This window comes from Cryobacterium zongtaii (assembly GCF_002909375.1).
Classification (GTDB): Bacteria; Actinomycetota; Actinomycetes; order Actinomycetales; family Microbacteriaceae; genus Cryobacterium; species Cryobacterium zongtaii.
In genome coordinates this window covers 210,475-222,710 of sequence record NZ_PPXD01000020.1, presented here as the reverse complement: position 1 = coordinate 222,710, position 12,236 = coordinate 210,475, and the positions used below count along the sequence as shown (strand labels likewise).

The window sequence follows — 12,236 nt, the reverse complement described above, 5'->3', positions numbered from 1 at the left end:
GTTTCACCCTGTCACCCGCGCAAGTTTGGAGCCGAACGTGGTCGAGTCTCGCCTGATCGGGCCGGTGCGTGTCGTCGGCGCAGGTCTCCTGGGAACCAGCATCGGCCTGGGCCTGAGCGCCCGGGGCATCGACGTGATCCTCGCCGACGCGTCGCCGACCAACCTGTCACTGGCCATCGACTACGGCGCCGGCCGCGCCGCCACGCCCGCCGACGCGCCCCAACTGATCGTGGTGTGCGTGCCGCCGGACGTGACCGCCGACATCGTCGCCCGCGAACTCGAGGCGTTCCCCGAAGCGATCGTGACGGATGTGGCCAGCGTCAAGCTGGCCCCGCTGACCGAGCTGCGTGCCCGCGGCGCCGACACGTCCCGCTACATCGGTTCGCACCCGCTCGCCGGCCGGGAACGCGGCGGACCGCTCGCCGGCCGCGCCGACCTGTTCATCGGCCGGCCCTGGGTGGTCGCCGCGCACGACGACATCAGCTACCAGCGCGCCACCGCAATCGACGACCTCATCCTCGACCTCGGCGCCACCCTGGTGGAGATGACCCCGGAAGAGCACGACAAGGGTGTCGCCCTGGTCTCGCACGTGCCCCAGGTGGTGGCCACCCTGATGGCCCGCCGCCTCACCGACGCGCCCGCCTCCGCGCTGAACCTCGCCGGGCAGGGCCTGCGCGACGTCACCCGCGTCGCCGCGAGCGACCCCGAACTGTGGGTGCAGATCCTCGGTGCCAACCCCGCGCCGGTACGCGAGATCCTGCTCGCGCTGCGCGACGACCTGGACCGGTTCATCGGCGCCCTCGCCGACCCATCCGCCCCCGGCGCCCGCCGCCAGGTGGCCGAGGAGATCGCCGGCGGCAACGCCGGCGTGGCCCGGCTGCCCGGCAAGCACGGCCAGGACCGCCGTTACGCCAGCCTCACCGTGATGGTCGACGACACCCCCGGCCAGCTCGCCCGCCTGTTCAACGAAATCGGCGAGGCCGGCGTCAACCTCGAGGACCTGCGCCTCGAACACTCCCCGGGAGCCCAGATCGGGCTCGCCGAGATCAGCATCCTCCCCGAGGCGGTCAGCCGCCTCACCACTGAGCTGGCCGCCCGCGGCTGGCGGATTGTCGGTTAGACATTTGAGTAAGCACTCCTACCCCCTGTTCGTCGCGATCGACGGGCCTGCCGGCAGCGGCAAGTCCAGCGTCAGCCGAGCCGTGGCCCGCCGTCTCGGCTACGGCTACCTCGACACCGGCGCCGCCTACCGGGCGCTGGCCTGGTTGGTCATCGACCAGGAGGTTGACCCGCAGAACTCCGCCGCGGTCAGCGCACTGCTGCCCAGCTTCGACTACACGATCGGCACCGAACCGGATGCCTACTTCGTGCGGGTGGGGGAGACCGACGTCACCGACGCCATCCGTGAACCGCAGATCTCGGCCGCGGTCAGCGCAATCGCCCGGGTCCCCGCGGTGCGCAGCCACCTGACCGAGCTGTTCCGCAGCATCGCCCGGGCGGTTCCGCAGCCCGGCGTGGTGGTCGAAGGCCGCGACATCACCACCGTCGTCGCACCCGAGGCCGAGGTCCGCATTCTACTCACAGCAACCGAAGAGGCTAGAATGGCTAGGCGCTCTGCGGAAATATCAACCCAATCGGCCCACACCGTGGCGGAACAGCTGCGATCGAGGGATCGCGCCGACTCCCAGGTAGTGGAATTCATGAGCGCCGCAGACGGTGTGACCACCGTCGACTCCACCCATCTCGACTTCGACCAGACCATTGACGCGGTTGTAGAGGTCATCAATACCGCGAGGAACTCGCATGACTAATCAATTCGACGACACGACGATCCCCGAACTCGACCCGGAAATCGCATCGCGCCTGACCGACCTCGACGAGGACGACGCGCTGATCACTCAGCGTGCCACCGCGCTGCGCACCGGCCTGAACGAATACGACCTTGACGACGAGGACTTCGACGTTCTCGACTCGGTCTCCGATGACCCCGACGCGATCCAGTACCTGCCGGCCCTGCCGGTCATCGCGATCGTCGGCCGCCCCAACGTGGGCAAGTCCGCGCTCGTGAACCGCATCCTCGGCCGCCGCGAGGCCGTCGTGGAGGACACCCCCGGCGTGACCCGCGACCGGGTCACCTACAAGGGTGAATGGCACGAACGCCGCTTCAGCCTCGTCGACACCGGCGGCTGGGAGCCCGACGCCAAGGGCATCGACGCGTCCGTGGCCATGCAGGCCGAACTGGCCATCGAGCTGTGCGACGTCGTCATGTTCGTCGTGGACTCCAACGTGGGCCCGACCTCCACCGACGAGGCCGTCGTCAAGCTGCTGCGTCGCAGCGGCAAGCCGGTCTTCCTCATCGCCAACAAGGTCGACGACATCCGTCAGGAGCCTGAAGCGGCCAGCCTGTGGGCGCTCGGCCTCGGCCAGCCCTGGCCGGTCTCCGCGCTGCACGGCCGCGGCGTTGCCGACCTGCTCGACGCGATCCTCGAGAAGCTCCCGGAGATCTCCAACGTCGCCAAGCAGGAAGTGGGCGGCCCGCGCCGCGTCGCCATCCTGGGACGCCCGAACGTGGGCAAGTCCAGCCTGCTGAACAAGGTCGTCGGCGAAGAGCGTGTTGTTGTCAACGCGCTGGCCGGCACCACCCGCGACCCGGTCGACGAGCAGGTTGAGCTCGGCGGCAAGGTCTGGCGTTTCGTCGACACCGCCGGCATCCGTCGTCGCGTGCACCTCTCGCAGGGCGCCGACTTCTACGCGTCGCTGCGCACCAGCGCGGCCCTGGAAAAAGCCGAGGTGGCCGTGGTGCTCATCGACGTCACCGAGGTCATCAGCGAGCAGGACGTGCGCGTCATCGACCTGGTTCTCGAGTCCGGCCGTGCGCTGGTGCTCGCGTTCAACAAGTGGGACCAGATCGACGACGACCGTCGCCGCTACCTGGAACGCGAGATCGAGCAGGACCTGGCCCACGTGGCCTGGGCCCCGCGCGTGAACATCTCGGCCAAGACCGGCCGTCACATGGAGAAGCTGGTTCCGGCCCTCGAGCTCGCGCTCGAGTCGTGGGACACCCGCGTTGCCACCGGCAAGTTCAACGCCTTCCTCGCCGAGCTGGCCGCGGAGCACCCGCACCCGGTGCGCAGTGGCAAGCAGCCGCGCATCCTGTTCGGCACCCAGGCCTCCAGCCGCCCGCCGACCTTCGTGATCTTCACCACCGGGTTCCTTGACCCGGGCTACCGCCGGTTCATCCAGCGTCGCCTGCGTGAGGTCTACGGCTTCGCCGGCAGCCCGATCAACATCAGCATGCGGGTGCGCGAGAAGCGCAAGCGCTAACCCGACCGCCGGCTCACCGGCAGGTTCGATCAGGCCGTGTGCCGCCATCTTCGGATGCCGGCACGCGGCTCTTTCGTGCCGCGGAATCGACGCACGGTTGGCGCAAGCTTTGCTCAAGGGCTGCCCAAGGACAGCGCAACTAGAGCGAGCTGATCCCAGAGCTGGCGCGGAAATGGTTACCTGAACCCGCAAGCTGAGGTTGAAGGTGCCCCCAAACGAGGGGGTTTCCTGCACTCGTGAAATTGTCTTAGGTTCTAAGTGCTGGCAGAACCCACCCGGTTCCACCGGCATCACCAAGTCAACGAGCCTCATCCGGCCCGTCATCCACACCTGCGTGCTCCACTTCGACGTGACTCAGAACTTCGGGCTCACGCCCAGGTTCGACCGCATCATCCGCAGCATCCGCCGGCCCCGAAACCTGCGGAAGACTCGCCAGCTTGCGGCCTCTCGAGCTTCCTGTTCCCCCTCAGCCGTCCGCTTCCTAGAGCGGCGCTGGGTGCACCACGTAGCCCTTCCGACATTTCCGTGTCCCTGCATTTCGTTGACACCTGGTCTAAACGAGAACCCGAACTCTCGACCGCTGATCCAGCGAGATCCCTGGCCCTATTCCAAGGATGAATTCACTGTGCCCTCGAAGTCCCTCGCTTCGCCTGCCCGCAAACGCCAACTCGGCGCCGAACGCAGCACCCAGCCCCTTCCCACCGTTCACGACATCCCCAGCGACGCCAAAATCATCTGGGGTCGACTCGCCATCATCAGCACTGTGCTGGCTTGGCTCGCGTACGTCATCTACACGATCCTGCGCCAGTTCCTCAACCACGGCGCCGAGAGCTTTCGGTTCACCACCGAGGCCGTCTCCTACGTGATCGTGGTGACCTTCCTCACCTTCTCCGCGCTGCTGTACCTGGTAGCTCGGCAGGGTGCACTGCAACGGTTCCGCGACCACGTGCGGGTACCCCGTGCCGAACTCGACGGCCACTTCGCCAACCACCAGGGCTCACTTACCGTGCTGGTGCCCTCTTACAGCGAGGAATACGGTGTGGTGCGGGCAACTCTGTGGTCGGCCGCGTTGCAGGAGTATCCCGATCTGCGCATCGTGCTGCTGCTTGACGACCCGCCGCACCCGACCGACCCGGCCGTCGCCGCCCAGCTGCGGTCCTCCCGCAGCATCGCCCGGGACATCGAACTGGCCCTGGCGGTACCGAAGAACCGGTTCGCTGAAGAGCTCTTGATCTGCGAGATCGAATTGACTGACGACGAACAGCCCACGCAACGTGCCGTGCAACGCCTTGCCGACAGCTACCAGTGGGCTGCCCGCTGGTTGCAGGCGATGGCTTCCGCCGAGACCATCGATGACCACGTCGATACTTTCTTCGTGGAGCAGGTGCTCGGTGGCCTTGCCGCGGAACTCTCCCTCACCGGCGCGGCGCTGACCGCGGCCGCGCGGGAGGGCACCGCCCCGAGCGCCGCCCGGATGCTGGAGCTGCACCGCCGGTTGCTCTGGACCTTCTCCGCCGAGCTGGACACCTTCGAGCGCAAACTGTTTTCGTCGTTGTCACACGAGGCCAACAAGGCGATGAACCTCAACGCGTACATCGGTCTGATGGGTCGCCGATTCCAGCGCGAGGAGGGGCCGGACGGCACCATCCTGCGCCCGGTCGCCGACGATGCGCCGGCGAACTATGTGGTGCGCGACTCCGAGTACCTGCTCACTCTCGACGCCGACTCGCTGTTGCTGCGGGACTACTGCCTGCGCCTGGTCTACTTCCTCGAGCAGCCCGCCAACGCCAAGGTCGCTGTCACCCAGACGCCGTATTCGTCGTTCCGCGGCGCCCCCACCCGCATTGAGCGGCTCGCCGGTGCCTCCACCGATATCCAGCACATCCTGCACCAGGGTCTCTCGCATTACGGCGCCACTTTCTGGGTGGGCGCCAATGCCGTGATCCGCAAGGTAGCCCTGGAGGACGTCGTCGAGGTGGAAACCGTGGGTGGCTTCGAGGTTCGCCGCTACGTGCAGGACCGTACCGTGATCGAGGACACCGAGTCGAGCATCGACCTGGGCACCCATGGCTGGTCGCTGACGAACTACCCCGAGCGACTCAGCTACAGCGCCACCCCGCCCGACTTCGGTTCTCTCATCGTGCAGCGTCGCCGCTGGGCCAACGGCGGACTGCTGATCCTGCCCAAGCTCTGGCGCCAGCTGCGCGAGCGCCGCCGCCAGGGGCATCCGATCAGCGTGATCGAACTGGCGCTACGGGTGAACTACATGGCCAGCATCGCCTGGTCCAGCTTCGGCCTGATCTTCCTGCTGGCCTACCCGTACGACAGTAGGCTGCTCAGCCCCGTCGTGGTCCTCGCCGCTGTGCCGTATTTCCTCGCGATGGGCAGCGACCTCCGCTCGTGCGGTTACAAGTTCAGCGACATCCTGCGCATCTACGGCTTCAACCTGATCCTGCTGCCGGTGAACCTCGCAGGCGTGCTCAAGTCGATGCAGCAGGCCGTGACAAGCAAGAAGATTCCGTTTGCCCGCACCCCCAAGGTGCGCAACCGTACGGCCGCCCCGCTGCTGTTCGTGGCGGTGCCGTACGTGATCGTCGCGTTCTCCGCGCTCACACTGTGGCGGGATGTGTCGCAAGGGAACTGGGGCAACGCCTTGTTCGCCGGGTTTAACGCTCTGCTGGCCATCTTCGCGATTGTTGCCTACATCGGTCTCTGGAACTCGATCGTGGATGTCTGGCTGGGCTTGACCCAGTGGATGTTCGTCGAACGCGCCCCCCGACGTAGTGTCGCCGCCGAGGCGCCGCAACCGCTGGAGCCCGTTTTGGACTGGCGGGCGGTGATCTATCACGGCCACGCTGTCGGCGAACTGCCCAGCGACGTCGAAGTGATCACCGGACCGTTCGTGAACCAGCCCGCGTCCAAGCGCGCCAAGCAGGGAGCACTCAAATGAGCGCCGTAGACCCTGGCACACCGGTGCCCGCCGCCCGCGCGACCATCTCCGCGGTCGATGCGCCGCACCGCCGTCTCTCGGTGGTACGGGTGCTGCTCGGCGTCGTGCTCGTCGTGGCGTTGTCCAGCGGCGGTTACCTCGGCTGGCAGTGGTGGGGTTCGGCGCAGGCCGCCGAGGCCTACGACCCCTGGTTCGCCGGCTACGTCGACGTGACCGCCACCCCCACCTACGACTTCGAGGCGTCGGCCGACCAGGCCGGCAGCGACGTGGTGCTCTCATTCATCGTTGCTGACGCCGAGGAGCCTTGCACGCCCAGCTGGGGCACCTATTTCACCCTCGACGAGGCTGCGGACGAGCTGGACCTCGATCGCCGCCTGGCCCGGGTGACCCAGCTCGACGGTCAGGTCATCGTCTCCTTCGGCGGCCTGCTCAACACCGAACTGGGCACCGGCTGCACCGACACCAAGAAGCTCACCGCCGCCTACGCCGCGGTGCTCGATCGGTACGACGTGACCACCATTGACCTCGATCTCGAGGGTGACAACCTCACCGACAGTGCGGCGGCCAAACGCCGGGCCACCGCGCTCGCCGACCTGCAGGCCGACCGCCGCTCCGACGGCGAGGACCTTGCGGTGTGGCTGACCCTGCCTGTGGGCACCTTCGGCCTCACCGAAGACGGCACCGACGCGGTCACCGCCATGCTCGACGCCAAGGTAGACCTGGCCGGGGTGAACCTGATGACCATGGACTACGGCAGCAGCAAGGACGCCGGCGAGACCATGGCCGAGGCATCCATTCGCGCCGTCACGGCCGCGCACCGTCAGATCAGCACCCTGTACAGCCGGGCCGGTACCGAGCTGACGGATGCCACGGTGTGGTCGAAGATCGGCATGACGCCCATGGCCGGTCAGAACGACGTGCCCGACGAGGTCTTCGACCTCGACGACGCTCGCGCCGTGAACACGTTCGCGCGGGAACAGAAGATCGGCCGGATGTCGTTGTGGTCGCTCAACCGGGACACCACCTGCGGATCGAACTACGCCGACCTCACCCGGGTGTCGGACTCTTGCAGCGGCATCGACCAGGGCGATGAGAAGTTCGTGGACGTGCTGGGCAAGGGCTTCACCGGCCGCCCCGTTCACGCGGCGGCGTCGGTGACCACCGACGAGGCCAAGGAGATCGCGTCGATCGTCGACGACCCCGACACCAGCCCGTACTCGATCTGGGCGGAGGAATCCTCCTACCTCGAGGGCACCAAGGTGGTCTGGCACAAGAACGTCTACCAGACCAAGTGGTGGACGCGCGGTGACCTGCCCGACAACCCGGTGCTCAACGAGTGGGAGACACCCTGGGTGCTGATCGGCCCGGTGATGCCGGGGGAGACCCCGATCCCCAAGCCCACCCTGCCCGCCGGCACGTACCCCACCTGGGACGGCACCGCCATCTACGAGAAGGGCGCCCTGATCCTCTTCGATGGGGTTCCCTACGAGAGTAAATGGTGGAATCAGGGCGAGAGCCCGGATGCCGCGGCCGCGGACCCGGACGGTTCACCGTGGTCCGTGCTGCCCGACGCCGAGGTGCAGAAGCTCCTCGAAGCTCTTTCCTAGCAAGTTTTTTGGGCGGGGGAGGCCCAAACATAGATATGCCCGGGGCGGTGGTTAGGGCACCGCCCCGGGCATTCCCACGTCAGCGCTTCCGCGCGGAGGAGCTAGCGAGCGGTCTTGGGCTCGTCGGTGGGCTCGTCGCCCGAGGTGGTGTTGGCGGTGGGAGCCACAACGGTCGGCGCGGCAGCAGCCGGCGTCGTCACGGCAGTCTTCTCGTCGGTGTCGAAGTCGGTCTCATCAAAGTCGAAGTCCGGCTCGTCATCGATAACCGCAGGCGCCACGACGGCGTTCTTGGCGATTGACCGGGACACGACCATGGCCGCGAGGGTGATGATGAAGCCCAGGATGCCGGTGCCGATCAGGGTGGCACCGAGACCGCTGCCGGACTGGGCGGAGAAGTACGCCACGTAGTCCGAGGACTGCGACGTGTAGAACTCGGCCTGGGTGGCGTTGGAGGAGGTCAGGATCAGGTACCCCGCGGCGGTCACGACCACGTCGACCAGCCACAGCAGTGCCAAGACGAGATTGAACTTGGACAGGGGACGTGAGCTGTTCTGGGACATAACTTCCTTCGTTGTATGAGCGGCCGGTGACGACCTCGCGTCACGCTACGCACCATTCCTATGGACAACCTATGTGTGAGCAGGGAATCGTCGCCGCGTCCGCTGATCGAGCCCACCCGCGGACCGATCCCACCCGCTGATCGAGCCTGTTGAGATCCGGTGCCCTGTCTCCGGTAGACACTACGTCGCTCTGCAACATTGTCAACCGCATTTCCGAGCATCCCGCGCCCAGATACACCTCAAAAGTGAACGCGAGCACTCCGCCGACGCGGTAAGCTATTCGAGTTGCCTCCGGTGGATGCCCATACGGGAATCTGTCGGGCACGGCGGGCTGTAGCGCAGCTTGGTAGCGCACCTGACTGGGGGTCAGGGGGTCGCAGGTTCAAATCCTGTCAGCCCGACCAAATGTCCCGGAAACTCAAGGGTTTCCGGGACTTTTTTGGTTAAGAGATTTGATTGTGTCATCACTACGTCATCACTTTCAGCCCATTTCCGCCGCTTTGCCGGCCCTGTCGTGCGGGGCGCTGAGGTCGGTTTCGGTTCCTCCCGATCGTCCGGGATCGCCCGGCACACCTTCTGGGTATGAGCATTCACAACGAGAACTCAACCTCTTCTCCCACCGACGACTGGGGCCTGGAGCCCCTGCTGGACGTTGCCGAGCTGGCGGCCTATCTGGGCATCCCGATCTCCACCGTCTACGACTGGCGGGTGCACGGCAAAGGCCCCGCCGCCTACCGGTTCGGCAAGCATCTCAAGTTCGCGATCTCCGATGTGCGGGACTGGATCGCCCAACAGCGCGAACCCACCAGCGAGCCCAGGCGCCACGATCGGCGGTGAGCTGAGATGCCCCGGCAACGGTTGACCATCGGCACCTTCGGCGACATCACCACCCGCAAGCTACCGTCCGGCCGATTCGCGGCACGGACCCGCTATCGAGACTGGGACGGCCACGCGCGTCTGGTCCAGGCCAGCGGCGCCACCGCCAAGACCGCCGAACGCGCACTAAAGACCAAGATCGCCGACCGGGACCTGTTCCAACCCGCCGACACGTCGCTCACCCCGGACAGCCTGTTCAGCGACCTAGTGACCTACTGGCTGGAGGACATCGACCTGGAGGACCGGATCTCCCGGACCACCCGCAACCTCTACGAGCGCAACATGCGCACACTCGTCTCACCCGCCTTCGACCACCTGGCGCTGCGGGAGATCGGTGTGGCCCGGTGCGACAAGTTCATCAAACAGCTCGCGAAGATCTCCTACAATCGCGCCAAACAGGCCCGGGTGGTGCTGCGGCTCGCCCTGGAACTGGCGGTGCGGCACGAAGTCCTGCCGCGGAACCCGATGGACCACGTCTCCCGCCTGCACCGCGAGCCGCACGTCCCCGCCGCGCTCATGGCCCCCGAGGTCAACGTGATCCGCGCCGCGATCGCGCAGTGGGAGAGCGCCGTCAATCACACGTCAGGCCCCAAACCCGACGGCCAGCTCGGCGCCATCATCGAGGTCATGCTCGGCACCTCAGCCCGAATCGGCGAGGTCCTGGCCATCCGCCGCCGGGACGTCGACATCACCAGCCCCGTGCCGTCCATCCGCCTGGCCGGCACCATCGTCAGCCGCAAGGGGGAGCAGACCTTCCGGCAGGACCACCCCAAGACCGCCAAGTCCACCCGCGTTGTCGCCATCCCCACCTTCACCTCCGATGCGGTCCGCCGGCGGCTCGCCAAGGTCGGGAGCATGGGCCTGGATGACCTGCTCTTTCAATCCCGGGACGGCACCCCGCTGACCACGGCGAACGTGCGCAGGCAACTACGACAGGTGCTCGAGGGAGCCGGCATCAACGGGGTGACCCCGCACATGTTCCGCCGCACCGTCGCCACCGCGGTCAACACCAACGCCAGCATCGAACTCGCCGCGGAGCTGCTCGGCCACACCGACACCAGGGTCACGGTGATGCACTACATCCAACGCAGCGAACTGGTGAATCCGGCCACCGCCGCGCTTCTCGACCGGGCGTTCCCGAAGGATGAAGACTGAGCACGGTGCTGCCGATGCGGCAGCACCGTGCCATCTGGTCTTTTACCTATTGGAAGAGAATCTGCGACCCGATCGCCGCAGCCATCCTGACCGGACGTTCGCATTGGATGCCAACTTGTCACGGTGCCGCCACCGCGGCGGCACCGTGCCATCTGGGGTTTTGCCCTTCCGTGGGGAATCCTCGCCTCGGACCGCCGCACTCATCGACTGGCGTTGGCGAGAGATGACCACCGATCACGGTTGTGCCACGGTGGCTCCACCGTCCCATCTGGAGTTTTACCGAAAGCCCGAGAATCAGGTCGTCGATGCAACGTGCAGGCTTTCTAGGATCTACCTTCCATTTTGCGCCGAGGATCCAGCGTTTTCAATCGTTCCATCCTCGAAAGCGGAAAAACGCCCGTGACTTCCTTGGCGGTCATACTAAGGGGCTGTCATTCTCGTTGGGCCCGCTCGCGTCTTCGCCCGACTTGCCCATCTCGTTCTGTTGTTCTGTCGTGAGTTCCGCCTCGACCGCGAGTGTCAGCGCCCGCTCTGCATCCGCGCCGAGCTGATGCTCGGCGAGCAGCGCGCTTGCGATGGCCAGGTCGGGAGCCGGGTCCGCTCCCGTTCGCCCTCTGAGTTCCGCGCGGTAAAGTAGCGCCTCGAACACCTCGATTGGCGGCGCGTCGGGGTATCGGGCAAGCCCGGCGTCTAGGACGGCGATCGCCTGGGCGTCGTCGCCGCGCGAGTCGCCCTGCCGGGCGGCGACGTCGATCACCCGGAGGAAACCGGAACGCCGCTCTGCCGGGTCGTCCTCGGAGGATCCATGCCGGTAGAACCGGAGCCAGTTACCGCCGACATCTACGACCGAGAACCCGGTCGCGGTACCGGCTTTCCGCCGCGGGGGGAGTAGGCGCGGGATGCCCTTAATCGGGACCTTGCCGAATCGTTCCCGTAGCCCGGCTTTGAACGCCTCGTGGCGCTCACCGGGTTCTGCGACGGTGATGATGGCGCTGCCGTACGAGGTCGCCGGGTCGAAGCCGTCCATGGCGAACAGGTGGATCGCTATGTCGTCCAGCTCCACCACCGCGCAGGGGTAGGGGCGTCGTTGGTGGAAGGTGACGGTGAAACCAAGCGCGGTATAGAAATCGAGTGCGTCGTCCAGATCGGCGCACGGCAGCACCGGGTAGGTCCGTTCGCCGGTCATCCGATCATCTTGCGCCGAAAATCGGGTGCAGGCAATCGCGTCATCCGAGACAGGGGAAGGGCTACCATCCTGCCATGGACAGCAAAGAGATTGGGAAGAGCGAAGTCCAGAATCCGACTAAAGCCTCGGCCGAGGGTGACGCCGCCTGGACTCTACCGGAAGCCATGTCCGGCCGGGCAAGCCCCGCTAAGGCTGCGGTCGGTGACAAACCGGTCTTTGCCTACATTGCCAGCCTGCCGCAGCCGCAGCGCGGCATCGCCGAAGCAGTCGACGCACTTGCAGCCAAGACACTGCCCAACCTCCAGCGCTCCGTGAAGTGGGGCATGGCGTACTACGGCGTCGGCGACGGGTGGTGCTTCAGCTGCGGCGGCTTCGCTGGGGACGTTAAGGTCATGTTCGTCAATGGCGCAGCGCTCGAACCAGCCCCGCCGGTGACACCGGTGGGGATGGGGAAATCCACGCGGGGTGTGGAACTCGAGTCCGTGGACGACCTCGACGAAAGCCAGATCGCGTCCTGGATGAAACAAGTCACAGCCGTGCCAGGTGTTGGGGGAAAGAAGCGTTGACCTCGCAGGCGC

General features: G+C 66.4%; 10 protein-coding genes and 1 tRNA gene. 9 read left to right on the top strand and 2 right to left on the bottom strand.

The window, feature by feature from the left end:
- Positions 1-37 precede the first annotated feature (37 nt).
- The 5 genes from C3B61_RS13330 (at position 38) to C3B61_RS13310 (ending at position 7,881) form a co-directional block, all read left to right on the top strand.
- On the top strand, positions 38-1,120 hold the full coding sequence (locus C3B61_RS13330; protein ID WP_244285935.1) for a prephenate dehydrogenase: 1,083 nt from the start codon (positions 38-40) through the stop codon (positions 1,118-1,120).
- A gap of 4 nt (positions 1,121-1,124) precedes the next feature.
- Complete coding sequence (gene cmk / locus C3B61_RS13325) at positions 1,125-1,811, top strand: (d)CMP kinase (protein WP_103461130.1); 687 nt, start codon at positions 1,125-1,127, stop codon at positions 1,809-1,811.
- Positions 1,804-3,324, top strand: coding sequence for a ribosome biogenesis GTPase Der (der, locus tag C3B61_RS13320; RefSeq protein WP_088455769.1), 1,521 nt, complete (start codon positions 1,804-1,806; stop codon positions 3,322-3,324). Before cmk ends, der begins: the two co-directional genes overlap by 8 nt.
- A gap of 625 nt (positions 3,325-3,949) precedes the next feature.
- On the top strand, positions 3,950-6,274 hold the full coding sequence (locus C3B61_RS13315; RefSeq protein WP_103461129.1) for a glycosyltransferase family 2 protein: 2,325 nt from the start codon (positions 3,950-3,952) through the stop codon (positions 6,272-6,274).
- Positions 6,271-7,881 carry a chitinase gene (locus C3B61_RS13310; RefSeq protein ID WP_103461128.1) on the top strand — a complete coding sequence of 537 codons (1,611 nt, stop codon included), beginning with the start codon at positions 6,271-6,273 and terminating at the stop codon, positions 7,879-7,881. Before C3B61_RS13315 ends, C3B61_RS13310 begins: the two co-directional genes overlap by 4 nt.
- Positions 7,882-7,982: 101 nt before the next feature.
- Here the strand turns inward: C3B61_RS13310 and C3B61_RS13305 are convergent, their stop codons facing one another.
- Positions 7,983-8,441, bottom strand: a complete 459-nt coding sequence (locus tag C3B61_RS13305) for a hypothetical protein (RefSeq protein WP_103461127.1) — start codon at positions 8,439-8,441, stop codon at positions 7,983-7,985.
- A gap of 327 nt (positions 8,442-8,768) precedes the next feature.
- On the opposite strand from C3B61_RS13305, the gene C3B61_RS13300 reads away from it, so the two are divergent.
- The 3 genes from C3B61_RS13300 (at position 8,769) to C3B61_RS13290 (ending at position 10,472) form a co-directional block, all read left to right on the top strand.
- Positions 8,769-8,845: transfer RNA gene (locus C3B61_RS13300), tRNA-Pro, on the top strand.
- 178 nt (positions 8,846-9,023) lie between these two features.
- A complete protein-coding gene (locus tag C3B61_RS13295; protein WP_103461126.1) occupies positions 9,024-9,278 on the top strand; it encodes a helix-turn-helix domain-containing protein in 255 nt (84 codons plus the stop codon).
- Between the two features lie 6 nt (positions 9,279-9,284).
- Complete coding sequence (locus C3B61_RS13290) at positions 9,285-10,472, top strand: tyrosine-type recombinase/integrase (RefSeq protein ID WP_103461125.1); 1,188 nt, start codon at positions 9,285-9,287, stop codon at positions 10,470-10,472.
- A gap of 415 nt (positions 10,473-10,887) precedes the next feature.
- Here the strand turns inward: C3B61_RS13290 and C3B61_RS13285 are convergent, their stop codons facing one another.
- A complete protein-coding gene (locus C3B61_RS13285; RefSeq protein WP_103461124.1) occupies positions 10,888-11,658 on the bottom strand; it encodes a VOC family protein in 771 nt (256 codons plus the stop codon).
- A 74-nt stretch (positions 11,659-11,732) separates the two neighbouring features.
- Here C3B61_RS13285 and C3B61_RS13280 point away from each other — a divergent pair, with 74 nt between their 5' ends.
- Complete coding sequence (locus C3B61_RS13280; protein ID WP_244285934.1) at positions 11,733-12,224, top strand: DUF1801 domain-containing protein; 492 nt, start codon at positions 11,733-11,735, stop codon at positions 12,222-12,224.
- Positions 12,225-12,236: the final 12 nt, after the last annotated feature.